This is a genomic window from Candidatus Leptofilum sp. (genome assembly GCF_965223285.1).
In the GTDB taxonomy this organism is placed as follows: Bacteria; Chloroflexota; Anaerolineae; order Promineifilales; family Promineifilaceae; genus Leptofilum.
On record NZ_OZ244997.1, the window covers coordinates 888,892 to 913,443 of the forward strand.

Below are 24,552 nucleotides of genomic sequence, written 5' to 3' on the forward strand. Positions count from 1 at the left end.
CGTGATTTGTTTTTTAGGAAAGTCGCCGGAAAAAAGGTAGCTTGAACTCCGTACGATCCACATTCAGCGTCACAGATTTGCGCTCCACCTCGCCACCCAGGTCGCGGGGCCAGGTGATGTCCACGTCGTAGGTGAGACCGGAGTGGACGCGCACGGGTAGCTCGCATAGAAAAACGCCATCCCGGTTGGTGGTGCCAGCCACATGAGCCTTTATCCCCTGGCAGCGCACCTGCACCTGAATGCCGTATAGTCCGGGGCCATCCTGCACATCTTGCACGATAACGCGCAGCTTGGTGCTGCGCAGTGGCTCTTTGTCACGGCTGAATCGCTGGCGCACGGCCGTTCCCAAATTGCCACTACTGCTTCGGCCTGATTGTGGTCGGGGCTGCGCCGAACGCGCTTGTCGCCTTGGCGGCACCTGATCCGCGCGAATGCGAATTTCTGGCATACGCACTGGTTGTTGGGTTTCGCCGGGAATATCATCGTTGGTGATGGTGAGCGGCGCGTTGCGCGTGACGGTGTTTGGCGTAGCCGCTTCCTCATTTTCGCCAATTTGCAGCGTTTCACGCGCTACTTCTGGATAGTTCACCGGAATTGGCGGGCGGAAGTGAGGTGGCACGGGTGCGATTGGTTGCCCATCGGCCATCGTTTCCAGATTGGGCGTGCCGTCACCTGGAGTATGGGCTAACTTCTTGCCTAATTTGTCTCGCTCGGTGGCGCTGCGCTGAATTTGGTGTCGCAAAAACGTGGCCGCACGCTTTACTAGTTGCCCTGCCGGGCTGTACTCGCTTGGTGGTGAAGCAGGATCAAGCTGGTAGAGCGGATACTCGCTTTTCCAGGCGTGGGCGGCGATGGATAGTGACAGCCAGGAAACAGTAGTATCGGAGTTGGAAATAGCGGTACTAGCGGTTAATAATGCGGCTGCTTCTTCGTTTTCAGCCAATCCAGTTTCAGTGAGTAAGTCGTGGAGGGCGAGGCGAACGGCCGTGCCACCCCCAGCCACCAATCGTGCAAAATCATGCAGGGTGGGATCATCGACCACGCCAGCAGCGCGCAGCAATGCCTTTGCCCGCGATTCCGTGAAATCCGGTACAGGCTCTTCGCTTTTGTTCAAGTCGGCTACAAGCCATTCTGTGAGTTGCACCGCGAAAACAGGCAGAAGGGCATCATCGAGTTGTTTGAGTAAAAGGTCTGTCATCTGACGTTCCTGTCGTAGGGGCGGTTCGCGAACCGCCCCTACCTGAGTTTTTTAGATAGCTAGGCTGGTTTCCAGCTTGTGTAGACCGTCCCAAACGCGCATTAGCTCTTCAAGGTCAGAGACGTTTTCCAAATCCATCTCCATCGCTTCACGCAGTTCCGGTTTTTGCAGATTGCGGTCGTGCTGTTTCAGCATCGGTTTGACGATGTGGGTGTTGAAGTCCCGCTCGGCCTTGGTGGCTTCCAGCCAGAAGAGGCGGCGCAGCCGGGGCAGCAGGTCATCATCGTTGAACAAGTCGTTGAGAATCTCGCCAAAGATGCGATTGACCTTGACGGCCACGTTGTCCAGCTTGTCGGCGTAGCTCATTTCCAAATCAGCCTGGGATGTTTCTGCGCCAGCTTCGCCGATCAGGCTGATGCCCAGATCATCGGCGGGTTGGGCAGGCTCATCCAGAATGGAAATGTTGATTTCCGGTTCCTCGGCAACTGCTTCGGCCACCTGTTGCGTGCTGTTGGGTGCGGGTGCGTTGACGGCCATCTCGCGGCGCACGGATTCGACGCCATGCAAGGCCACATCAAGCAGTCGTTCGTTGGTGTTCAGCGACAGTTCGCGTTCGCCTGCATCCAGCCGGTGATGGACAGATCGTTCTGGCTTCATCAGCTCGTACATGGTCGCTTGCTGGCACACGTGGCGGAAGTTTCGACCAACCCGCGCGACTAGGACGTTGAACGCTTCGTCGAGGTTGAGGCCATCGGCCGTTTCGCCGGGAATGGCGTAGCTGTACTCTTGTTCGTATGCAGCGCGGCGCAGTCGGCTGTGAATCTCGTGGGCTTCCAGAGTACGTTCCAACTCAGCGGCGATGATTTCGGCCGCTTCGGGCATAAATTTGGAGACGGAATCCTGCATGATTAGCTCAACCTGGAACAGGATGCGCTTGATGGGAATTTCGATGCCGCTGGTTCCCCAAATCAGGTTGTCGTAGGTCACGTCCCGGTCATCCCAATATTCGGTGCCGTAATTTTCCAGCAGGGTTTCTACTTCACGCTGAATTGCATCTTGCACCATCCCTTTGATGCCGTTGAGGGTGGGGCGCAGGACGTTGCGGAAGCGAGCGTCGCTGTTGGTGCGATTGTTTAGCTCTAGCAAAGCGTTGTGGAAGGCGCGCGGCAGCTCTTTTTGCTGACGAATCAGCACGTTTTCAAAACGGCGCTCTTGTAGCTGCTCCCAGCTGTTGGCAAAAGGCGGATGCACGCCGCGATGGGCTAGCTGTTTTTCGTAGTAGAAGCGCAGGGCTTGCAGGCTGTTGCGAATGCGGGTCGCCGCTTCACGAAGCTGGCTGCGAACGCGCTCGGTTTTAATGAAGGTGATCAGCTTTTCGCGCAGTAATGGCACTTCGCTCAAGTTTAGGAGGGATTCGGCCGTTTCTGGGTCGAGCGGGTCTTTGGCATTGACCTGGCCCAGTTGGTCACGGAATACTTTGAGAATCCGCTCTGTTTCACTGGCGAATTCCTCTGGGGCGTTGTCCGGGTCTTGTACGTACAAGGCAGGCGGCGCCATCACTAAGAAATACGGCCGATTATTGCCGCGATCCCGGTACCGTTCCCAATAGTTGGGGGCGATGTAGCGAGTAACTTCTTTCACTTCCAGTTCTGCCTCTGGCAGGCCAGAGTTGAGGCGGTCGAAGGCCTGCCGCACGTTGCCGCCGTTGACGGCCAGGAAGATTTTACTGGCGGCTTCATCCAAATCGCCGCCAGTTAGGCCAAAGAGACGATTTTCTTTAATCCAGTTAACAGCGGAAAGTGATTTCAGCTCATCCACGCGCTGTCGCCCGGCGTCGGTGACGAGGACGATCATGGCGTCTTCACGCTTCATTTCTTCTAGGGTGATGGCTTCATGCAGCTTCATCCCTGCGCCCAAACCGGGCACATCGACGATGCGCAGGTAGCCGTTCATGAGCAGGCTATCTTGACCATTTTTGGGTTGAATTTTGAAGGTAGCGGATTTAATAAGCCGAATTTGACGCTGCTGGCTGCCCTTGAAGCCATCCTCGCGCAGATGCTTGAGGGAATCTTCATTGTCCAACGCCAGGCTGCGCGGTGCGGGCGGGCCTTCGGCGTACATCGATTTGTTGTGTTCGTAGGAGTCGATGCAGTCGATGAGGATTTCTAGATATTCATCCCGCTCGGTTTTGGCGTTGTCGGAGCTGTCTTCCATGATTTGTTCGATGGCTTCGCGGGCTTGCTCACGTTCGCCGTCGTTGATAATGTCGAAGCCGTCAATCTCGGCCAGTTGGCAGAGGCGGCGGACGCGCTGGGCAAACTCGTCCTGTGTCCAGTAGGTGAGGACGAGGGATTCAGCTTCGCCTTCGTCGGCTTGCTCGATGTAGACGATAGTGCCGGTAACGGCCGTAACCGCCCCGGTTGGTAGTAAATTGCGCCCTAATAAGCCATTGATGAGGGTGCTTTTGCCCACGCCTGTGCCGCCAAAAAAGACGAGGGTGTAGGTGCGCTGGGCGAGAATCTTTTGCGCTTCATCGACGCTTTGCTGTGCTTGCGGCACGGCGCGGATGAGATAGTCGCGCGTTTGGTCGATCACTTTTTGCATATGAATCCAGTGCTCAACTTGGGCAGGACTTATATGGGGGAGTGTTTCCAGGGAAACTTTGAGGTCTTGATATTTGTCAGTTTTCTTTTTCGGGCTCATGTTTGCTTATACCTTCCTTGCAAATTTTTATCCACAGATTTCGCAGATTGGCGCAGATTGCGCTTACAGATTAGTAGCTTGCGTGTGCTGCTGGATGTTGATTTCTATTTGGTGCCACAGGCGTACAAAGACCCACAATGTGGCGGTATATTGGTTTATACGCAGGGGTGGGGGAAAGGTTGCACGGTTTTGAAAACGGCCGTTTGCCAATGTTTCTTGGAGGTGAAAACGGAATACGATTCTTACCTGTTGCTTATTGATTTTGCCGTGTTTGTGTGCTACTCTTTCATTTTATAACGCAGCGCGTTATAAATCTGGAGGTGAATTGTGATGATGGGAGCAACACAATTAGCAAAACGATTTTTGTCCAAGGATGGCCTGCCTGTTTGGGTGCGTTTGCTGCGCCAAAAGGACGCCGCCCATCTGGTGGATTTGTTTGAGCATATGGGGGCTGAAAGCCGCTACCGTCGATTCCATCAGCCAATGGATGATGTGACGCCGGACCAAGTTTGGGATGAGGCCAAGAAGATTGCAACGGCCGTTCCCGAAGAGCAGCTAGGACTCATCGCTTTTTCCGAATTACCGGGAGAAGGGGAGGTGGCTGTGGGCGCAGCGCGAATTGTCTGGTTGTCTGACAACAAGGCCGAAATTGCCATGTCGGTGCGGGACGATCGGCAGGGGCAAGGCATTGGCAGGCGGCTGCTGACGATGGTGCTGGAATTGGCAAGAATTACCGGGGCAGAGTCGGTTGTGGGGCTGGTGCAAAACGACAATGAACCGATGTGGTATCTGTTTGACCAGCTACCGTACCCCATGAAGCGCACCGTGGACGGTACAGAGTCTGAGATTGAGATTGATTTGACGAGTGAAAAAGTGGGGGTGGAAACGGCCGTTTAGCCATCACCACCCCCGTAAAATTGAAAACGAAGGACAACGCGCTGCAGCAAAAGGCGCGTTTTTCCTATGGCTTTACTATAATAGGCAGGTAAACATAATGCATCGGTGATGATCCATACTCTACGGCACCGATGTCGCAAATGGACGTTCCGTTATTGTCGCCATCAAATGGTCTAGAAAAATATCTTTGATCATTTGGTGGACAAACGTTTGGATTTGCAGCATCAATTGCTGGACTTTCAGGAAAAAGCGTGTGAGACAGCGTATTTCCCCCATAGTTTTTTAGGGAATCAATTAGCGGATTTTGATTGACTATATCACCGATAGCGTTTAGGTTGCATAGATTTGCATCCTCCAAATTGTAACCAAGAGATATAATGTCATCCGAGTTTCCACCACAGTTTCCATTGCTATTGAATGCTACAAGTGTATTTTGTAGGTAAATGACACCATTATTAATTATGTTATTGTAAATGCCACCGATGCTTAATGATGCGGTGTTACTAACAATTGTACTGTTTGTCGCTGTCAATGTACTATGATTATCAATGGCACCTCCCCGAAAATCGACATGGTTGTTACTAATTGTAACATTCGTTAGGGACATGGTTGGCCCCAGATTTGTTATGGCTCCTCCTTCCCCATCTGAAAAATTGTGACTGAGTGTGGAATTTACTATCTCAACTATACCATCGTGTGTTGTAAAAATTCCAGCTCCCCTTGACCCAATGTTTCCACTGATAGTTGAGTTGCTAATCATTAAAAGCGGTGACAGATTTTCTAAACCCCCACCAGAGCCATCAGATATATTGTTGCTTATTAAACTGTTAGTAATTGTTAACAAGCCTCGGGAGGCAATCCCTCCCCCTGAGCCTGCTGAATTGCTAATTATCCTTGAACTTAGTATCGTAACATTGGTGCCCTCTTCGATAAAAATCCCACCACCTCCTCCTGGCGAAACGCCATTGTAAATAGCAATATTTTCTAAAACTAATTCTGCGCCATTACTCACAATAAATATTCGATCTAATGCATTACCATTAATTATTGTGTTGGTAGAACTCTCTCCAATGATTCTCAAATCCTCTGTAATATTGAGATCTCCCGCTGAAGCATCCTCACCTATGCCTCCAATGGTTCTCGTGTAGGTTTCTCTTGGCAAATTGATTTGGTCAGCTCCGACAAGAGAGTTTGTTTCCATAACGGCCGCTCGCAGAGTACATTCGTTTGCCACGGCCGTTTCACAAACCCCATCCCCCGGATTTACATCTACAGCGTCAACCGTGCTGTTGACGGTAAACGTGGCAGACGGGCTGGCTTTAGTTTGCAGAGTGGTTAAAAAGAAGCTAAGAAGAATAATTGGTATTGCGATAGCGAGAAGTAAACGTGTATGTTTCATTGAACCCTCCAATTTGTTTGTATTGAAAACCAGAATCATGGGAGTGAGTAATCTTGTGGGTACAGGTGACATTCACTTTTGGTTTTGCCTGGATGTCGGCAAGCCTCAAGTGGCTGTCACCTTGAATCTATTTACTCCCAGAATTAACACACCCAGCAACAGGCGCGTTTTTGCTACGGCTTAGCGACAAGAGGTAGATAAATTTTGCTTATTGTAGATTCAATCCACCCGGCAAAAATGTCTAGACCTTCACCAGCGATGTCGCTTTCTTCGACCCATAATACAAACACACTGCCATTCTCAGCCACGGTCAGCACAGGAGGATGGCACCCTGTTTCTGCTGCTGCGGTTTGGCTCAGTGCCACTTCACCAGTCGCTTGGCTCCAGAAATGATAGTTTCTTGTCGCATCATCTTGCCAGGCAAGATAAATATTCCCGAAATTGTCGGAATCGTTTTTGTATGATCCACCAACTTCAGAACATGGGTAACTTTCGCCGGCCAAATGAATGGTGTCTTGGGAACTATCCCAAAGGTATAACCCTTCGGGTCCGCTATTTGGTACGCCGTGCCACATGAAGTAAGGCTCACCACTGGCCAAAAAATCCATCCTCATATTTTCTGTACCGCTGTTAACCGGATTTATGCTGCTGATGCCCAATTCTGTAAAAAGATTTTGAGTTGTATTGATAACTGAGTTCCAATAAAGATTTTGGAGGGTGCCGCCGGTGGCATTGATTTGCTCAGACCACAACATATAGAGTTCACCATTACTGCTTTGTTCTACTTGGCGTCCCGTGCTGCTTATTCTCGTGTCATTCCCTGCTAACTGAGAAAGATTACTAGTGGTTTGATTTATGTTATCCCAATGAAAAAAATTATCATCTGTTCCACCGAATTCTATCCAAGAGAAATGGACTATATTCGTACCCTCAATGCCTGTTAGCCACCCATAAATTGAAACATCTGCAACTGGAAGGTCAATAGGATTTGTGAGATTTTCATTCCAATACCGAAAGCGCCGAATTCCTCCTGGATCATCTGAAACCACTGCGTGCAATACATCTGAACCGTCTAAATGAACTGGCCACACACCTTTACATGACTCCCCTGAAACAGCTTCTTCAGTCGTCTGCGAACCGCTGTCCCAATGTGCTAGACAAATATTAGAGAGATCTTTAGACCAAAGAATGTGAATATTTCCGGCAGAATCTACTAAAAAACCTTCAATGAGAACAGAGCCTCCAGGTAGATCAGCGGAGGAAGGAATGGGTTGGATCGTTTGGGTTGTAGAGTTCCAGTAACTTATTGGGCCATCGGTTATATCCAACCAAATAATGTGTGCCACATTTTCTACCAGTACCCAATAATTAATCTGTGGAAGAATGATTGGATTTGGTAAAGACTCATTCCAATAAAAATAGGTGTCTGTCACCCCATCATTGCCATATTCTGCCCAAATAATATGGGATGTGCCCTTATCATCTATGAGAAGTTGGTTACCGAACATGACATCATTGCCTTCTGTTTGGCTACGATCGGTCAACAGGATTGTGCCAGTTGCAAGGCTCCAAAAGAATAAATCTTCTCCTTCAGATGTCCCAGTTTCTTCATGCCAGAAAGTATGAGGATTGCCGTTATTGTCCAAAGTAATAAAGAGTGTGTTGTAGGCTGGTTGGACGTAACCTTCAGTCTCGGTGTGGTCGCTTAGGCGCAATGTGCCTGTTGCTGCACTCCAATAGAAAAGATCGCCACCTTCGGCCGAATTGGTGTCTTCCAGCCAAATCATGTGGAAAGTGCCATCTGGAGCGACGGCCGTATCAAACCAAACCTGACTCACATCACCTTCTGAAAGTGCTGGGTCCGACAGCCGAATGGTGCTGCCGCCTGGCAGTTGGCGGTAAAACAGGTCTGTGCCTTCGCTGCCATTCCCGGTTTCATGCCAATAGATATGGGCAACATTATTGGCAGTATCTATGCCATACCCATAGATATTAAAAATGGTGTCAGCTTCTGTTAGGGAATGATCTGATAAGAGTTGGGTGTTAAGCCCGGCTGTGCCAGCTTGAAGTGTTGCTGGCTTGAGAGAAAAGATCAGGCTAAGGGATATGGCAAGGATAGCCAAAAAGAGTAAATATGCGCGGTTCATCGTTGAACTCCTTTTTAATGATGGGTAAACTGGAAAACGGCCGTTTCCCACGCTGGAATGCACGGCACGAAAGAATTATAATTTTTGTCAATTTGACAAACAATTGACATTCATCACATTTCAAGCGCGATTTGAGAATGCATTAAAGATAAACGCGGGCAATGGAAACGGCCGTTTGACTAACAAAAAACGCGCTCACTAACGAGCGCGTTTTTTGTTAGGTGGTGTCTGTTTTCTTGTAGTGATGGTACTCTCTACAGAGTAGAAATTAGTTGGTTACAAGTGGGATGAACAATTGGTAAGGATTTACTGTGACAACAACAGTGCCGGTTACTGTATCCGTGCCATCAGACACGGTGTAGGTGAAAGTTTCGGTTCCAACAAAGCCATTATCCGGTGTGTAGGTGATGGTCGTGCCGTTAATTGTGGCTGCGCCGTGTGCCGGGTTCGCTACCGAGATGATGGTTAACGGGCTGCCTTCAACGGGGTCTGTATCATTCTCTAAAACTGTGATGATGACGCTGGCACCCGCACTGGTTGTGGCACTGTCTAACCCTGCCTGTGGCAGATCGTTCACAGAAATAACGGTGATGTAAACAGTGGCAACGTCGGTAAATTCGCCGTCAGTCACCGTGTAGGTGATGCTGTCGAAGCCGTGAAAATGTTGGTTTGGTGTGTACTTGATGGTGTTGCCTTGAATAACGGCCGTTCCATTTTCTGCCTCACCAACTGCCAGGATTGATAACAAATCACCATTAGGATCGTGATCATTGTCTAAGACATGAATGATGATTGATGAATCTTCTAGCGTTTCCGGTGAGTCACTATTTGCGTTGGGGGCGGCATTGCTGTTGCTTTCATAGATTGTGATAGTAACCAGGGCTGAATCAGACCCACCACGGCCGTCGCTGATAGTGTAGGTAAAGGTTTCGGTTCCTATGAAGGTGGGAGCGGGTGCGTACTCAATCTGGTTGTTGTTGATGACGGCCGTTCCCCCGTTGTCTGGTGTGCTTACCGAACTAATCGAGAGAATATCGCTGTCGTCTGGATCCGCATCATTTGCCAACACATCAATTTGAATGGCTCCCCCATCTTCGAGCAGAGAATCGCTGTCATCATTGGCGGTGGGAACATCATTTACCTCTGTCACCGTCACCGTGACGGTTGCGCTGTCGCTGCCGCCATTGCCATCAGAGATGGTGTAGGTGAACGTTTCTGTGCCGAAGAAGTTAGCTGCTGGGGTGTAATCAATTTGGCCTGCGTTGAGGACGGCCGTTCCGCCATTATCTGGCGTGCCAACAAGGGCGATAGAGAGTGTGTCTGTCGTGTCTTCGTCACTGTCGTTGAACAGCACATCAAAAGCAGTGGTGCCGCTGTCTTCAGCGACGGTTTCGCTGTCATCGGTTGCTGTAGGGGAATCGTTTTCGCTTGTGACGGTTACAGTGACCGTTGTGCTGTCGCTGCCGCCATTGCCATCAGAGATGGTGTAGGTGAAAGTTTCTGTGCCGAAGAAGTTGGCCGCTGGCGTGTAGTCGATTTGGCCTGCGTTGATGACGGCCGTTCCCCCATTATCTGGCGTGCCAATTGAATCAATGACCAAGTTGTCGTCGCTGTCCGGGTCGCTATCGTTACTCAAAACGTCAAAACTGGTTGTGCCGCTGTCCTCAGCGACGGTTTCGGAATCGCTAACGGCCGTTGGGGCATCATTTACCGCCGTTACTGTGATGGTGACGGTAGCAGTGTCACTGCCACCATTGCCGTCGGAGATGGTGTAGATGAAGGTTTCGGTACCAGAGAAGTTGGCTGCGGGTGTGTAATTAATTTGGCCTGCGTTGAGTACGGCCGTTCCGCCATTATCCGTCGCTCCAACCGAATCAATTGTCAAAGTGTCGCCAGCGTCTGGGTCTGAGTCGTTGGCCAGCACATCAATTTGAGTTGTGCCACTATCTTCTACAACCGAATCCGAATCATCATTGGCGACTGGTGCATCATTAACGGGACTTTCTGTGACGGTGATTGTCACCGTCGCGCTGTCGCTGCCCCCATTGCCATCGGAGATGGTGTAAGTAAAGGTTTCTGTGCCGACAAAGTTAGCTGCTGGCGTGTAATCAATTTGGCCTGCGTTGATGACGGCCGTACCGCCATTATCTGTCGCCCCAACCGAATCAATTGTCAAAGTATCATTTTCAGGATCGCTGTCGTTGTTCAAAACGTCGAAACTGGTGGTGCTGCTATCTTCAACAACTGTTTCGTTATCATTTACGGCCGTTGGCGCATCATTCTCAGCCGTTACGGTTACGGTTACAGTAGCCACATCGCTTAGGCTGCCATCGGAGATGGTATAGGTGAAGGTCTCGGTGCCGAAGAAGTTGGCTGCTGGCGTGTAATCGACCTGGTTGTTGTTGATAACGGCCGTTCCGCCACTGTCGGGCGTGCCAACCGAATCAATCGTCAAAGCGTCGTTTTCAGGGTCTGAATCATTGGACAGAACATCAAAACTGGTTGTGCCACTGTCTTCGGCGACCGTTTCATTGTCGTCAACGGCCGTTGGTGCCACATTAATATGAAATGAAGTAAAGCTCCGAACCGAAGATTGCGTACTCCCAGTGATATTGCTGGCAATGACCGACCAATAATAAACCGTATCGGTCGTTAACCCAGTTGCATCGAAAGAGGTCGTGAGAATTCCCGTTTGGTCAATGAGTGGTGCACTCAAGTCAGCTTGTTCAGAGACAATTAGCTGGTATTCATCCGCATCAGAAGCCGCCTGCCATGAAAAAGTAGGCGTCAGTGAGACGTTCGTTTCGTCTTGTTCCGGAGAATTTAGCAAGGGTACACCGGGCTCTGGCGGCGGTGGGTTATTGCTTGTCGTAAAGTTCCATTGCTGTGACCATGCCTGATCGTTGGCGTTATGGGCAATCACAATCCAATAATAGGTGTCCTCTGCTAAAGCTGAGTCCGGTGTAAAAGACGTGCTGGTAATGCCTGTTTCGTGAATCTCTAAAGAGCCCATGTTGGGATTGTTATCCACGCGGATTTCATAGCTCGTCGCGTTTTCGGCTGCACTCCAAGAAAATGTAGGCGTCGTAGACACCGTTGCGCCTTTTAATGGTGTGGTTTGTATGGGAATATCTGGGGCGGCTTCGGTGCCTAAACCTAGATAAACGGGCTCATAGCTGTCTGTGGAAATATCATAAGTGCCATTGCCGTTTGGCGTGAACAAAATGACCTGTTCACTTTCCAGCACTTCGGTGTTGAAGGCGTATTGCGTACCAGCGGTGCCGTCTGCATTCTCAAGGCCAATTGTGGCCGAATTGCCATGGGCGCGCACATTATCGCCAATGAGATAGCGGTATTGGAACTGAATGTTGTTGCTGCCCTCGTAAAGAATGACAAAAAATGTGCCCAGTGGGGTTGGATCATCGTAAAAGCCCACATTTGTATATTGAACAACCAGCATGCGATTTGGTGCAGTGCCAATGGTTTTGTATAGAACCCGTTGATTAAGATTGTTGTGGGCTGTGGTGTCATCCCAGAATGGGGCGATGTAATTGTTGGGCCAGTTGTCGTTAGGAATGCTGCGGTTAACGTAATGTGGCCAATCTCCCCATCCGGCTTGTAAACGGTAATCGTCAAAGGTAATCATTCCGTTGGACGCCGCATAAAATTCATCGTACGTATTGCCGTAAAAGGTGAAATCGAACCCAATAGGCAGGGCATCTGTTCCATCATCGTCACCGTTGACACCGGTATCAACGCCTTGATAATAAACTTCTGGTGGCAGGTCGGCGAATGCTGTGGAAACATTTGCATACAAAAAAGCGATAACGAGCAAAAGACAGACTACGATTGCTCTTCTCCCTAAGGAAATGTGATTATGATTGGATGTTTTGGATATGTGTCTGTTCATGAGATTACTAAAAATTCACCTTGTAAGATAAATAATTCTTACGTTTGAGCTTAAGAAATACTACTTTCGGAAATTGTTACACGAGGGATTTTTGTATCCAAGGTACTATAGACATGTGTGTGCTTTTACTATCTTCATAAAAAAAACGTTGTGAAATTTTATGCAATGAATAAAAAGGCTGATTATTTCTTGTTGCGTATCCATCTCTCGAACTCGGCAAGATCGCTTTTGGATCCCTTCCCTGATAGGCTAAATAATGGTTGACGTGAACGGCCGTTCCATTAAAATGGGCTTAGGCGACAACCTTAAACTTAAGGAGATGTTTTATGAGTGGACCCTGGCGACAACGCAGCAGCCTGTGGCAAGCCGATATTGCTTCAATCGTGCTGCTCATCCTGTTTGTTTTAGCTATTTTTGGCCTGGAAGCATGGCTCCAACCCCAATTTACCCCCACAACCCTGGTTTTAACGGGCATCGTGATGGCTTTGGTGCCTGCCATTGTGTGGCTGGCATTTTTCTATCGGCGAGACCGATTAGAGCCGGAACCGAAACATCTGGTCGTGCAAATGGTGATTTTGGGCGGCTTGCTGGCCAGTGCCGTGGGCATTCCCCTGGTGGAGGGCGTGTTTGACGTACCAGCCTGGTTGAGCAGCAGCCCCGCCTGGGCGCAGTTATTGGGTGGCTTTTTTATTGTGGGCATGATTCAGGAATTTCTCAAATATGCGGCCGTTCGGTTTTCTGTTTATTACGCCGATGATTTTGATGAATCCATTGACGGCATCATTTACACAACGGCCGTTGCCGTTGGCTTTGCGGTGGTGCTAAACATCAACTTCGTGGTTAGCTCTGGCGGCGTTGATTTAGGTTCCGGGGCGATTCGCATGGTGCTCACGACGCTGGCGCAGGCCAGTTTTGCCGGCATCGTGGGCTACTTCTTGGGGCGGATGAAGTTTGAGAAACGGCCGCTCTGGTGGATGCCCCTCGGTTTGATAACTGCTGCTGGCTTGAACAGCTTATTTGTGTTCCTGCGCGGCACGTTGAGCCAGGGCAGCTTGGGCGCGGTAAACAACTGGGTGGGTTTGGCTTTGGCCGCCGTGCTGGCTGGCGTCATCACCTGGTTCCTCTCCCGCTCAATTCAGCACGATTTAGCCGTGCATGGAGGTAGCTAACATGACCCCTGTAAGCGTTCCCCAACAAAATTTGGCCCATGAACGCCGCTCGGCAATGCTGGTGGTGGGATTACTGATTTTGAGTTTGTTAATTGGTTGGCAGGTGAAAACGGCCGTGCAAAACGCCACCCGGACCGTTGAAGTTAGCGGCCTCACGGTAGACGTGCCAAATGGCTGGCTGGTGCAAGAAGGCGCAGGCGATCTGCTCTTCGTGGCCCGTAATCCGCTAGCGATTGATGAACTGTACCGCGTAAGCCAACTGCCCGCCGAACCAGATTTGGCGGTACTAGCCGAGAATCGCAACTTGGCCCGCGCCAGGCTCGATGACTCTTATCGCGTGCTGTCGGCAGAGCCAATTGTTTTTGCCGGACACGACGGCTACAAGGTGAGCTTTGCCCGCGTTGATCTGGATTCTCCCGGCATTCCGCACGTCATTGAAGGGCTAGATTACTACTTTGCCGAAGGCGATCAGGTCAATGTTCTATCTTTAGAAGCTGAAAGCGAATCATTTGCAGATGCCCTGCCTGCGTTTCAACGATTTGCCCAATCCATGACAAACACAGGAGAGTAAGGCATGAAACGACTCCAAAACTCCCCTTTGCAACTGCTCTTTTTACTGCTGCTTCTGTTCTCGTTTACGGCGATGGCTTGTCAGCTAGGGTCTGCTTTGGAAGCAACCCCGACGCCCCGCACGCGGGATGATGACGACGATGATGGGGATGAACCGGAACCGACGCAAGAGCCGGAGCCAACGCCCGACCCCGACGACAACGGCAATACGGGCAACACAAACAGCGGTGACGTGGTTCCCATTGAGCGGCTTCAAGCAGCAACGGTACAAATTTTTGCCAAGCAGACGATTAACGGCCGTCTCCAAACCATTTGGACCGGATCAGGCACCATCGTTTCACCGGATGGCGTGATTTTAACCAATGCCCACGTCGCAGCCCCAACTGCGCCCGGCCTAGCCACGCTCTACAACGACCCGGAGTTGCTCTTTGGCGATGAGCCAGACCAGCTTGTGGTAGCCCTCAGCGCATCGGCTGACCAGCCACCGACCGAAACCTACATCGCTGAACTCGTCGCCGCTGATGGTGCGCTGGACCTCGCCGTTATTAAAGTAACGGCCGATTTGAATGGCAATGCGCTCGATTTAGGGTCATTAAATTTGCCCTTTGTCGAAATTGGTAATTCGGACGAGATAGGCTTGGGCGAGGAGATTCGCATTTTGGGCTACCCTGGGGCAGGCGGCGAAACGATCACCTTCACCCGGGGCAACGTGGCTGGCTTCGAGAGCCAAAACCGCGTTGGCGACCGCGCCTGGATTAAAACAGATGCCACTATTTCCCCCGGTAATTCTGGTGGTTTGGGTGTGAATTCTGCTGGGCAAATCATTGGTGTCCCTTCGTTTGGCCAAGAGGCGATTGGCGGGGCGATTAACCGTTTACGCGCCATCAATTACGCACTGCCCATGCTGGAAGCGGCTGAAGTAAGCAACAGCTATGCCAGCCCTTACATCGTGCCCGGCACCGGCCAGGAAACGTTTAATCTGATCACCTGGGCAGATGATTTCAGCGATGCAGATCAATGCCCCGTTGGGCCACGAAACAGTTACCCTAGCAACACAACGTTGGCCGTGGCCGTCTTTGAATTCAGCGGATTGACCGATGGGCAGCAGATTTTGGTGGCTTGGTGGTTGGGGGAAGAGATCATGAGTACCTCCGTCTTTGAATGGAATGAGGGGGCAGCTGGTGACTGCACCGCATTCTACTTCCACAACTATGGCGATCCGATTCCCAATGGTAATTATGCGGTGGAGATTTATGCAGGTGATGGGCTGGAATTTGTAGGTTTAGCAGAAACGGCCGTTGGCAGCAGCACCGCCAATAATTCCGGCAACACAGGCAACACAAACAGCGGTAGCAAAGATGGCGTGTTGGTAGAAGGCGAGATCGTAGATGCGGACAGCGGTAAACCGCTTAGCGGAGCTGTCATCTTCATCTTGCAGCCCGGCACCGATTTGGATGCCTGGCTAGACGATCCCACCGATGCTGAGGTGTATACCTATGCCGAGACAGACCAGAAAGGGTACTTCTTCCTGCCGCAGCCGCTACAGCGCGGCGTGGAATATCCTGGCGTGGCTGGGCTTACTGGCTACTACAACACTGATGGCTTCCTCGCCTTCACGGATGAAGACCCGGATTCCATTTATTTGACTTTGGAACTGAGTAAATAGTGGGCAAGTGGGCAAGTGGCAAGTAAATAGCCACTTACAACTTTTCTCAAAATCTAGGCGTGGTGCCAAATGGTGCTGCGCTTTTTTTTCTGCCAGTTTGCAACCAGAATCCAAATTGCGGCGTATAATGAGCGAAACAAAATAGTGAAAGGAGTTACATTGAGTACAGGTACAATTTCGTTTTTTGCAATATTTGCTTTCGCAATGACCTTCCTTGGATTTTATTTACGCTCTAGGGATCGTAAAAGGATTCGTGCCTATCTTGAAAAACACAATTGTGAACTATTGAGCGTTGTTTGGCTTAGCCAAAGCTACAAAACCCCTTGGAATTCAGGTGGTTATGCAGTTACTTTTGTGAATGATAAAAATGAATTGTATCGGGCAAAGTGCTTTTCGGTGAGTTTTACCGAGTTGGCGTGGTCTGAGCCTGAATTAATGTATACGGTAAACAGTTGGCAATTAGAGCAGCTTAAGGAGTCCAGACGGCCGTTTCCTGATCAGATGCCGTTTGAAGAAAAATCTGATAGAGAAACCATTATTGATGGGCTGACCAGCAGTTTTAAGCATGAACGAATTTGGGCCGCAGAACAATTGCTAGAATTAGAGATAGTAGATTGGGAGATGCGCCGATTACTTGATGCACTTGCAGTGGATGATGAAGAGCCAGATGTGCGTGAAGCGGCAACAAAAATCATAAAGAAACTTCAAATTATTGACGAAGGATAAGTTATACAATGCGTATTATTTTGTATTTAGGTAAAGGTGGGGTAGGGAAGACGACGGTGGCGGCAGCAACGGCCGTTCGCTCTGCTGAATTAGGCTACAAAACCCTGGTTGCCAGCACCGACATTGCTCACAGTTTAGCCGATTCACTCAACACGCCCCTTGCGGCCAACCCGGTGGAAGTTGCCCCCAACCTGTGGGCGCAAGAAATCAGCGTGGTGGCCGATATTCACAACTACTGGGGAACGCTACAAGATTTTGTTTCTGGCATGTTGCGCAACGGCGACAGGATCAATAACGTCGTCGCCGATGAGCTGTCTGCCTTCCCCGGTATGGATGAGATTGTGAGCCTGCTGCACATCAACAAGCAGGCCAAGGAACGTAACTTTGACCGCGTCATCATTGACGCGGCACCCACCGGTGAAACAATCCGGTTGCTAACCATGCCAGACACGTTCCGCTGGTATGCGGGCCATCTGAGCCGAGGGCGGAGCAAGGTGGTGAACGCATTACGGCCGTTTGCCAGCCGCTTCCTCCAAGGGCCAGCTGAGGTACTAGAAGCATTGGAAAAATTAGACGCCGCCACAGGCGAACTCCGCGAAACGCTCAGCAATCCAGAAATCAGCAGCTACCGCGTGGTGCTTCAACCGGAGAAAATGGTCGTGCGTGAAGCTGAACGCGCCGTCAGCTACCTGGGGTTGTTCAACTACCCCGTCGATAGCGTCATCATCAACCGCATTTTGCCTGAATCGGCCGAAGAAGGGCCATTTTATGCCCAGCGGCGTGCCGTGCAGGCCAAATATTTAGAGATGATTGAAAATAATTTCTCGCCACTGCCGTTGTGGCGCGCGCCTTATTATGCACACGAAGTAGTGGGTACAGAGGCACTGTCTCGCCTGGCGCATGATTGCTTTGGCCAGGCTGATCCCGGCGATATCTTCTATCGTGGGGCGTTGCAGGAAATTGTGGAGAAGGAAGACGGCCGTTACCTGATGCGCCTACCGATGCCTTTTGTAACGGGCGGTGATGTGAAGCTGCGCAAGCGTGGCGATGAGATGTTTATCACCATTGGCAACTTTAAGCGAGAGATGATCTTGCCCACCGTGTTGGCCAAGCGGCGGGCTGGCGGCGGTAGCCTGCAAGATGGCATCCTGGAAATAACCTTCTTACCACCGGAACCCGTGCCTGAAGTAGCGTAAACAATTTTGCTCTTTTTTTACGCCACAGAGCCCACAGAAACTTAAGAGGATTTTCTCTTTTGCCTCTGTGACCTCTGTGGCTTTTTCGTTTGTGTAGAGAATGTGTACATCTCATGAGAGCGATGCCAACCGTGCAACTCACCTTCCAGGCCTGCGTAAAGCGGGCATAATCCACCTGAGAAAGGAGTGTGAGAAATGTCAAAAGAATCAGTCTTGAAGATAGAAGAAACACGCAAACTCCAACGCCGCCAATCGTGGCCTGCTTATGGCGTGATTGCTATTGGATTGGGGCTGTTGGCCAGCCAGCTTTTTGGCTTTGATATGATTGACGTGCTGTGGCCTGGTTTTGTATTGGCTCCCGGCTTGCTGCTGCTAATGCCGGCCTACAACGCCACGCCAGAGCGTTCCAGTCGCCTACGTTTTTTGGCTGTACCGGGCGCGATGTTTATAACTATTGCTACCTTGCTGTTCATCATGAACCTCTCGGATTACTTTGAGGCTTGGGCATATGGCTGGCCGCTGGTTTTGGCCTCAGCCGCCTGGGGCTTGATGTATATGCGCCGGTATGAACCAACGCACAAAATTCACCACACCGGGTACAACTTTATGCGGCTAATGGTGCTGTTGGCAATGGGGCTGGTTGTGTTCTTTGAGGTAATCGTATTTGGCAGCGTCAATCCATTGCTGCCTCTGGGTGTCATTGGCTTTGGTATTTACATGCTGGTGAAGGAACGACGGGCCAGTAAATAGTAAGAAGTAAGCAGTTTTCAGTAATCAGTAGCCGCGGTTTCTTACCGCGCAGAATTTTTAAGGAGAATTTATAATGGCTAAGAAAAAAGCAGAAACTGTAGAAGAAGTTGAAGTAGCAGAAGAAGTTGTTATCAATGAAGAGGATGTGGCAGAAGAAGCTGAATCCTGGACGGAAGAGTTTGTGGCCGCTGGCGAGGATTTGGTGAGCGTGGTGAAAAGTTTCATGCACGAAACGGCCGTTCGTCGCGTCGTCGTCAAAAATGAAGAACGTAACATTAACTTGTCTTTGCCGCTGGCTGTTGGTTTGCCGGGCATTGCGCTGGCCATTCTGTGGGCACCGTTCATTGCTGCCGTCGCCGTCGTTGGTGCATTGGCAATTGATTGCACCATCACCGTCGAGCGCGTGGCCGAGGAAAAAGAGCCAGAAGCCACCCTCGCTGCTGAGTAGGTAATCAGCCACGGATTTCACGGATTGAAAGGATTAAAAAATAATCCGTGGAAATCCGCGAAATCCGCGGCAAACTTCTATTGGCGGAGTTGGGGGGCGAGTTGGGCGATTTCCTGGCGTAGCTCGGCAATCTCCTGTGCCGATTTTGCATCTTGGAACAGCTTCCAATGGTGCTTGGTGTAGGCTAGGTGGCTGCACTGCAAGAAGAAGTGAGCCGCTTGCCGATTGGCGCGAAAGCCACGGCTGATGAGCGTGTTGAACAAGTAAGAGACCCGCTTGCGGCCAGAGCTGGCGGTGTTGAATTGGTTGGTAGTGAGGACGCCGAGAGCCACTTCCTCGCCTAAATATTGGCGCAGCCAGCGTCGTTCTTGCAGAATTGCCCAGACGATAATGCCAAAAATGAGCAGCACGCCGCCCCAATCGAAAAAGAGAGCCACCAAAATAAAACCACTCCCTAGCGTGACGGTAAAGTTGTGCAAAAAGTGCAGGAAAACGGCCGTCATCCACCCCAGCACCGGCAGCACAATCTTTATCCATTGCTCTGTTGCCAGCCGCGCAATGGCAATGCCTAAACCGGCAAAACTGCTGAACAACGCATGGTTGAGGCCAAACACAACCGCCCGCAAGATAATGTTGACCCCCCATGCCTCCACGCCCCCAGCATTAAACGTTTGCACAAAGTAGTACACATTTTCCACCATGGCGAAGCCCATTCCCACCATCGCCCCGTAGATGATGCCATCCAGCGGACTGTCGATCTCGCTGCGCCAAAAGATGAAGATGGCAACCAGGGCCATGCTTTTAATCGTTTCCTCCACGGGTGGGCCAATAAGTGATGGTGCGGCGGCTTGCCCCAGTTCGTCTCCCAAAAAGAGCAGAAGCGGCACGCTGAGGGTAGTGTTGAGCACAAAGGAGATAAGAATAGCTGGGACGGCTCCCCACAGAAAAGCGGCCGCGAGCAGCCACCACGGTTCTTTCTCGTATCGGTCAAACCAGTAAATGATGCCTATGTAGAGCACAGTAGGCACGATGGCGACGATGATGGAAAGGAGGAGTACGGCCGTATCTGACAAAACAAATCCTTAGGAAAAATCCCGTTACAAAATCAGCATCGCATCGCCAAAGGAGAAAAAGCGATACCGTTCGGCAACGGCCGTTTCATAGGCCCGCAGCATAAAGTCTCTTCCGGCAAAAGCGGCGACCAGCATGAGCAGGCTGGAGTGGGGGAGGTGAAAGTTGGTAATGAGTGCGTCTACAGCGCGGAATTTGTAGCTTGGGTAGATGAACAAATCGGTGGGGGCGGTGAAGGCGGCGACGGGCTTCCAAGGGCAAAAATTACTCGTTTCGCCGCTGGCATCGCGGGCACTAATATTTTGCAAGCTGCCGTTGATGCCCGCCGAGCGCAGTGCGGCCGTTTCCAACGTTCGCATCGACGTTGTGCCTACAGCAAAAAGGCGTCCGCCAGCCAGTTTGGCCTCGTTGATGCGCTGGGCACTTTCAGGCGTTAAGCTGGCCCATTCAGAATGGATGGTGTGCTGCGCCACTTGCTCGGCTTCGACGGGTTTGAACGTATCTAGCCCCACGTGCAGCGTCACCGTCTCAAAAATGACCCCTTTTTCGCGGAGCGACAGCAGTAAATCACCCGTAAAGTGCAGCCCGGCGGTGGGGGCGGCGGCGGAGCCAGATGGCCGTGCATAGATGGTTTGGTATCGTTCTGAATCATCCAGCGATTCGTGGATGTAGGGGGGCAGCGGCGTGTGGCCGATGCTTTCTAGCCAGCCGTCGAGCGGTTGGTTAAAGCTGAGTTCGCGCTGGGGGCCATCGAGAAAGGCCGTTACCGTGGCCACTAACTCCGTTTCATTCTCATCACGATCCAGCAGGTGAATTTGGCTACCTTCTTTGAGCCGCTTGCCGCCGACCATTGCCTGCCAGTTGCCATTTTCCTGCTGGCTGAGGAGCAATATTTCCACTTTGCCGCCGGTGGGTTTACGGCCGTACAGTCGGGCAGGAATGACGCGGCTGTTGTTGGCTACCAGCACATCCCCCGGCTGAAAATAATCAAGGATGTCGGTGAAAGTTTGATGTTTGATGGTTTGTTCTGCCCGATTAAGTATCATCAGGCGTGAGGCATCTCGTTGGGTTAACGGCCGTTGGGCAATCAGCTCTGGTGGCAGAGTGTAGTTAAAATCTGCGGTGTTCATACACTTATTGTAGCCGCCTGCCGGAGATAACAAAAGTCTGCCAGACTTTTGTTATCTAACCAGATGAGGGCTGGTAACGGCTCAGCCAAATTTGCTCCTCGACGATGATCTCTTTTTCGTGAGCCAGGCTGTTGAGCCGATTGTTAATCTGCATGGCGACCAAATCTTCAATCCAGGCACCTTTCCAATTTTGGTGCAGATGCTCTCGCAATGCTTCTAAATCGGTGGCGTAGGTGGCGAAGGTGATGCGTTTGCGTGCTTCTTGATGATACCAGCCGTACTGAACTGCCTCGCGCAGGGCATCTTCCGCCTGGGTGTAGCTCACGTAGTCGCTCTCTTCCTGAATCCAGCCAGTGAGGTGCCGTTCGTCATTTAGGCGCACAAAAATGGGGGGTGGTTCACCGTTGGGATGGATGTCGATGAGGCGGCCGTTTCCCACTTTCAACAACCCCTGAATTTGCTTTAGAGCATGAACCATGCTCTCCGGAGCCATTCATCACAACGACCAACTCAGCAGCACCATGTCGTACTTTTCGTCAGGCGGCAGTTCCTCTAGGGCAAGGGTGCGGTAGCTGATTTTGTGGGCCAGTTCTGGTGGCAGATTGGCTTTGGCTGTGGCAATGCGCTTCGCGTCCGGGTCGATGGCGGTGATATGGGCGGCGTGTGGGGCAAGGTGAGTGGTGATACGGCCGTTGCCACAGCCCACCTCCAGCACCCGCTGCCCGGTTAAATCGCCAGCCAGCGCCAGCAGTGCCTCAAACTCTCTTTCTTCGGGATCAATTCGTATAGACATAGGGCTGTTTAGAAAATTGGTGCTTTATCAAGTTGGGCGGGATGCTTCACTTCGTTCAGCATGACAGGTTTCAATTGTCATTTTGAGCAAAGCGAAAAATCCCTACCAACTTACATCAACACCCAACTGGTTACCAGAGAACGATTTTGGCCAATGTAACTTTTTGCGCCAAGAAAATGCGGCTACGAAGTTGCTTTGTTGTCCCAATGAATTGTTCCGCCTCCGGCAAAACTTGGCAATGTGTGTGCTCCTGCCTGTTCAATAACTTCTGCCAAGGCACGATATTGGGAAGGTTTTATCAATCCTTGCCAAGTTCTTATTGTGTCGAACTTATCAATGATTTCAGCAATGTTGTGGAAAACGGCCGCTTTTACCAACGTCTCCAACCGAAAAGCACGCAGCATATCTTCGATGGTTTCTACGAGGCGGTCACGCGGGGAGACGAGTGGGCTGCCGCTGGCGGTGAGGCTGAACTTGCTGCTGGCAGATACAATAGTGGCACCGATAAACCAGCTTTCCCTCATATTATCGTAACTGGTGTGCAGCTCAAGCGGTTGGCCATCTAGCCAAGCGGTGAATGTGACGTTGGGGTTTAGTCCGCGCAGGTGCAGGCAGTAGCTGCGCTCAGCGGGAATGTGGCTGGTTTCGCCATCTGCGGGGTGAATTGTGATTGTTACTTGGTCTTCCTGCCACTCTTGAGTGAACTGAGTGAGAGCGTAGCGGCCGTTTTGGTAGGCGAGCGTTTCGCCATCGTCTTCGTAGAGGGTAAATTCGCCAGAAGCCCCGGCAAAGCAGTGCAGATCGATCAGTTCGGGATTTTCTACGCCGCCCCAGCCGACCTTTGGGCCGAGGGGCACAATCGCCCCGGCTTTGGCAAAGAGGGGAATGTGGTGGAGACGGCCGTACTGCACCTGCCAGCTATCTCCCACAAACTGCTCCCCGCTGAAAAAGTGATGCCATGTGCCTGGCGGTAGCCAAACCACCTGACGGCTCATTTGTGTGTCTGGATCAGCGGGGGTGGTGTGGGGGGCGGCAATGAGATCGGGGCCAAAGGTGTATTGCTGCGGGCAAAGATACGCCTCGTCGCGGGTGGGGTAGTCGTGGTACATCGGGCGGATGGGCGCCTGGTGCTGGGTGGCGTTGCGCCAGGAGAGGCTGTACAGATAGGGGATGAGGGCGTGGCGCAGCTGCATGGCGTCACGGGTGACAGTTAGCGTTTCGGCATCGTAGCCCCAGGGGCGGCGGTCGTGGAACGGGTTGTTGGTGCTGTGCAGCCGGAAAATCGGGCTAAAAACGCCAAACTGCACCCAGCGAGCGTACAGTTCTGGCTCTTCCAGGCCCAGCATGTGGCCACCAATGTCGTGGCTCCACCAACTATAGCCGACGTTGGCGGCGGTGGCGGTAAAGTAGGGCTGGAAGTTGAGGCTGTCCCAATCCACGTGCGTGTCGCCGGAGAAGCCAATGGGGTAACGGTGGTTGCCCAGGCCGCCCCAGCGTGAGAAGATGAACGGCCGTTTTCCCCCTTCCCGTGCCAAATCATAAAAGTGCAGGTGGTTGAGCCACCAGAGCGGGTCTAGCCCTGGCAAGCTGCTGAGTTCCCCTTGCTGCCAATCAACCCACCAAAAATCCACCCCGTTGGCTTCGTGGGGGTTGTGCAGCAGTTCAAAGTAGGCGCGGGCAAAGTCCGGGTTGGCGATGTCGAAGGGGATGGGACGGCCGTCTGGCTTTTTGCCCAGCCGCTCCGCCATCGCCTCGTACTGTGCCTCGTGGGGGCCAACGCCGTCGGCGGGGTGCAGGTTGAGCGCGGTTCTGAGACCATATTCGTGTAGCCAGCTGATGAAGCTAGGTGGGTCTGGGAACAGCTCGCGGTTCCAGGTGTAGCCCGTCCAGCCGTCCAAATGCCAGTCCATGTCTACAATGCAGACGGAGAGCGGCACGTCGTGGGCGCGGAAGTCGCGCATGAGCTGGGTAAGCTCCTCCTGGGTGTAGGCCCAGTAGCGACTCCACCAGTTACCGAGTGCCCAGCGGGGCAGCAGCGGCACGGGGCCGGTGAGAGCGAAATAGTCTCGCAGGCAGGTGGTGTAGTCACGGCCGTAGCCAAAAAAGTAAAGGTCGAGGGCATCTGGGTTGGGGCGGGGTTCCAGCCAGCCGTCGCCGTTGAAGATGAGGGTGTGGGAGTCGTCCACCACTGCCCAACCGCTGCGGGAGAGCAGGCCAGGTTCTAGCGGCGTGCTGCCGCTCACTTCGTCCAGGGTGCGGTAAGTGCCACGCAAATTTTGCGCATCGTCGTCGCCAAATTGCCAGACGGTTCCGCTGTCTTTGAGGGTGATTTGCAGATTGTCAGCGGAAAATGGTTTCCCAATTTGGTAGCTCAGTTGTAAATGCTCGGTGGTGATTTTGAGGGTTCCATCTTTCACCACCTGCTCAAAGTCCGGCACGGGTTGGTTGCGGTACCAGAAGGGTTGAGAGGGGGCGTTTTGGAAACGGCCGTTTTCATCATACTCCAGCCGAATAAGCCGGGAGGTAAGCACCATAAACCTGGCCGAACCCGCGACCACAATGGCCTCCGGGTTGGCAACTGGTTGAAAATCGAGTTGAAAGTGTGAAGGAATCTGGGGCATCCGCCGCTCCTTTTGTGAATTTCGGTATTGTAGCCGATTTGTCGTGGCCGGCGATTGTTTGATGTTGATACTTGACAGAATAGTTCGATATAGTACAATTCTGTTTGGTAATAGTTTGTCACGACAGCACTGGTCGCTAATTTGGCGCAGGCTGTCAT

19 protein-coding genes are annotated in these 24,552 nt (G+C 51.6%); 9 read left to right on the forward strand and 10 right to left on the reverse strand.

All coding sequences use genetic code 11. The features are described 5' to 3' along the window. Positions 1 to 13: 13 nt before the first annotated feature. Positions 14 to 1,198 carry a hypothetical protein gene (locus tag ACOQPU_RS04430; protein WP_420643918.1) on the reverse strand — a complete coding sequence of 395 codons (1,185 nt, stop codon included), beginning with the start codon at positions 1,196 to 1,198 and terminating at the stop codon, positions 14 to 16. Between the two features lie 51 nt (positions 1,199 to 1,249). After that, the gene (locus tag ACOQPU_RS04435) at positions 1,250 to 3,901 is read right to left on the reverse strand and encodes a dynamin family protein (protein ID WP_420643919.1); all 2,652 of its coding nucleotides are present in this window, start codon (positions 3,899 to 3,901) and stop codon (positions 1,250 to 1,252) included. Positions 3,902 to 3,958: 57 nt separating this feature from the next. Here ACOQPU_RS04435 and ACOQPU_RS04440 point away from each other — a divergent pair, with 57 nt between their 5' ends. Together ACOQPU_RS04440 and ACOQPU_RS04445 are read left to right on the forward strand one after the other, a co-directional pair. Continuing rightward, positions 3,959 to 4,198, forward strand: coding sequence for a hypothetical protein (locus ACOQPU_RS04440; protein ID WP_420643920.1), 240 nt, complete (start codon positions 3,959 to 3,961; stop codon positions 4,196 to 4,198). A 33-nt stretch (positions 4,199 to 4,231) separates the two neighbouring features. Continuing rightward, the gene (locus ACOQPU_RS04445) at positions 4,232 to 4,798 is read left to right on the forward strand and encodes a GNAT family N-acetyltransferase (protein WP_420643921.1); all 567 of its coding nucleotides are present in this window, start codon (positions 4,232 to 4,234) and stop codon (positions 4,796 to 4,798) included. 64 nt (positions 4,799 to 4,862) lie between these two features. Here ACOQPU_RS04445 and ACOQPU_RS04450 read toward each other — a convergent pair whose 3' ends face one another. From ACOQPU_RS04450 to ACOQPU_RS04460, 3 genes are all read right to left on the reverse strand, one after another. Then, complete coding sequence (locus ACOQPU_RS04450; protein ID WP_420643922.1) at positions 4,863 to 6,197, reverse strand: choice-of-anchor Q domain-containing protein; 1,335 nt, start codon at positions 6,195 to 6,197, stop codon at positions 4,863 to 4,865. Between the two features lie 173 nt (positions 6,198 to 6,370). Continuing rightward, entirely contained in the window at positions 6,371 to 8,344 is a 1,974-nt protein-coding gene (locus ACOQPU_RS04455; protein ID WP_420643923.1) for a hypothetical protein, read from the reverse strand. Positions 8,345 to 8,612: 268 nt separating this feature from the next. Next, positions 8,613 to 12,179 (reverse strand): Ig-like domain-containing protein, encoded by a 3,567-nt coding sequence (locus ACOQPU_RS04460; protein ID WP_420643924.1) that lies wholly within the window; start codon positions 12,177 to 12,179, stop codon positions 8,613 to 8,615. A gap of 401 nt (positions 12,180 to 12,580) precedes the next feature. Between ACOQPU_RS04460 and ACOQPU_RS04465 the strand changes: the two genes are divergently transcribed. From ACOQPU_RS04465 to ACOQPU_RS04495, 7 genes are all read left to right on the forward strand, one after another. After that, positions 12,581 to 13,423: a PrsW family intramembrane metalloprotease gene (locus ACOQPU_RS04465; RefSeq protein ID WP_420643925.1), complete on the forward strand. Its 843-nt coding sequence runs from the start codon at positions 12,581 to 12,583 to the stop codon at positions 13,421 to 13,423. A gap of 1 nt (position 13,424) precedes the next feature. Beyond that, on the forward strand, positions 13,425 to 13,994 hold the full coding sequence (locus ACOQPU_RS04470; RefSeq protein ID WP_420643926.1) for a hypothetical protein: 570 nt from the start codon (positions 13,425 to 13,427) through the stop codon (positions 13,992 to 13,994). Between the two features lie 3 nt (positions 13,995 to 13,997). Then, positions 13,998 to 15,659 carry a S1C family serine protease gene (locus ACOQPU_RS04475; protein WP_420643927.1) on the forward strand — a complete coding sequence of 554 codons (1,662 nt, stop codon included), beginning with the start codon at positions 13,998 to 14,000 and terminating at the stop codon, positions 15,657 to 15,659. Positions 15,660 to 15,728: 69 nt separating this feature from the next. After that, complete coding sequence (locus ACOQPU_RS04480; protein ID WP_420643928.1) at positions 15,729 to 16,385, forward strand: hypothetical protein; 657 nt, start codon at positions 15,729 to 15,731, stop codon at positions 16,383 to 16,385. An 8-nt stretch (positions 16,386 to 16,393) separates the two neighbouring features. After that, a complete protein-coding gene (locus ACOQPU_RS04485) occupies positions 16,394 to 17,581 on the forward strand; it encodes an ArsA family ATPase (RefSeq protein WP_420643929.1) in 1,188 nt (395 codons plus the stop codon). Between the two features lie 195 nt (positions 17,582 to 17,776). Then, a complete protein-coding gene (locus tag ACOQPU_RS04490) occupies positions 17,777 to 18,331 on the forward strand; it encodes a hypothetical protein (protein WP_420643930.1) in 555 nt (184 codons plus the stop codon). A 73-nt stretch (positions 18,332 to 18,404) separates the two neighbouring features. Next, complete coding sequence (locus ACOQPU_RS04495; protein ID WP_420643931.1) at positions 18,405 to 18,779, forward strand: DUF4342 domain-containing protein; 375 nt, start codon at positions 18,405 to 18,407, stop codon at positions 18,777 to 18,779. A gap of 77 nt (positions 18,780 to 18,856) precedes the next feature. Here the strand turns inward: ACOQPU_RS04495 and ACOQPU_RS04500 are convergent, their stop codons facing one another. From ACOQPU_RS04500 to ACOQPU_RS04520, 5 genes are all read right to left on the reverse strand, one after another. Next, positions 18,857 to 19,852 carry a PrsW family intramembrane metalloprotease gene (locus ACOQPU_RS04500; protein ID WP_420643932.1) on the reverse strand — a complete coding sequence of 332 codons (996 nt, stop codon included), beginning with the start codon at positions 19,850 to 19,852 and terminating at the stop codon, positions 18,857 to 18,859. Between the two features lie 24 nt (positions 19,853 to 19,876). Further along, on the reverse strand, positions 19,877 to 20,980 hold the full coding sequence (queA, locus tag ACOQPU_RS04505; protein WP_420643933.1) for a tRNA preQ1(34) S-adenosylmethionine ribosyltransferase-isomerase QueA: 1,104 nt from the start codon (positions 20,978 to 20,980) through the stop codon (positions 19,877 to 19,879). Between the two features lie 55 nt (positions 20,981 to 21,035). Next, on the reverse strand, positions 21,036 to 21,458 hold the full coding sequence (locus tag ACOQPU_RS04510; protein ID WP_420643934.1) for a hypothetical protein: 423 nt from the start codon (positions 21,456 to 21,458) through the stop codon (positions 21,036 to 21,038). 18 nt (positions 21,459 to 21,476) lie between these two features. After that, on the reverse strand, positions 21,477 to 21,773 hold the full coding sequence (locus ACOQPU_RS04515; protein WP_420643935.1) for a class I SAM-dependent methyltransferase: 297 nt from the start codon (positions 21,771 to 21,773) through the stop codon (positions 21,477 to 21,479). A gap of 182 nt (positions 21,774 to 21,955) precedes the next feature. After that, on the reverse strand, positions 21,956 to 24,394 hold the full coding sequence (locus ACOQPU_RS04520; protein ID WP_420643936.1) for a TIM-barrel domain-containing protein: 2,439 nt from the start codon (positions 24,392 to 24,394) through the stop codon (positions 21,956 to 21,958). Positions 24,395 to 24,552: the final 158 nt, after the last annotated feature.

Bases quoted from the DNA above. Each gene is read 5' to 3' on its own strand.
- ACOQPU_RS04495 (WP_420643931.1), top strand. From the start codon at position 18,405: ATGGCTAAGAAAAAAGCAGAAACTGTAGAAGAAGTTGAAGTAGCAGAA.
- ACOQPU_RS04455 (WP_420643923.1), bottom strand. From the start codon at position 8,344: ATGAACCGCGCATATTTACTCTTTTTGGCTATCCTTGCCATATCCCTT.
- ACOQPU_RS04490 (WP_420643930.1), top strand. From the start codon at position 17,777: ATGTCAAAAGAATCAGTCTTGAAGATAGAAGAAACACGCAAACTCCAA.
- ACOQPU_RS04485 (WP_420643929.1), top strand. From the start codon at position 16,394: ATGCGTATTATTTTGTATTTAGGTAAAGGTGGGGTAGGGAAGACGACG.
- ACOQPU_RS04480 (WP_420643928.1), top strand. From the start codon at position 15,729: ATGGTGCTGCGCTTTTTTTTCTGCCAGTTTGCAACCAGAATCCAAATT.
- ACOQPU_RS04435 (WP_420643919.1), bottom strand. From the start codon at position 3,901: ATGAGCCCGAAAAAGAAAACTGACAAATATCAAGACCTCAAAGTTTCC.
- ACOQPU_RS04510 (WP_420643934.1), bottom strand. From the start codon at position 21,458: ATGGTTCATGCTCTAAAGCAAATTCAGGGGTTGTTGAAAGTGGGAAAC.
- ACOQPU_RS04470 (WP_420643926.1), top strand. From the start codon at position 13,425: ATGACCCCTGTAAGCGTTCCCCAACAAAATTTGGCCCATGAACGCCGC.
- ACOQPU_RS04465 (WP_420643925.1), top strand. From the start codon at position 12,581: ATGAGTGGACCCTGGCGACAACGCAGCAGCCTGTGGCAAGCCGATATT.
- ACOQPU_RS04430 (WP_420643918.1), bottom strand. From the start codon at position 1,198: ATGACAGACCTTTTACTCAAACAACTCGATGATGCCCTTCTGCCTGTT.
- ACOQPU_RS04445 (WP_420643921.1), top strand. From the start codon at position 4,232: ATGATGGGAGCAACACAATTAGCAAAACGATTTTTGTCCAAGGATGGC.
- queA (WP_420643933.1), bottom strand. From the start codon at position 20,980: ATGAACACCGCAGATTTTAACTACACTCTGCCACCAGAGCTGATTGCC.
- ACOQPU_RS04450 (WP_420643922.1), bottom strand. From the start codon at position 6,197: ATGAAACATACACGTTTACTTCTCGCTATCGCAATACCAATTATTCTT.
- ACOQPU_RS04520 (WP_420643936.1), bottom strand. From the start codon at position 24,394: ATGCCCCAGATTCCTTCACACTTTCAACTCGATTTTCAACCAGTTGCC.
- ACOQPU_RS04515 (WP_420643935.1), bottom strand. From the start codon at position 21,773: ATGTCTATACGAATTGATCCCGAAGAAAGAGAGTTTGAGGCACTGCTG.
- ACOQPU_RS04475 (WP_420643927.1), top strand. From the start codon at position 13,998: ATGAAACGACTCCAAAACTCCCCTTTGCAACTGCTCTTTTTACTGCTG.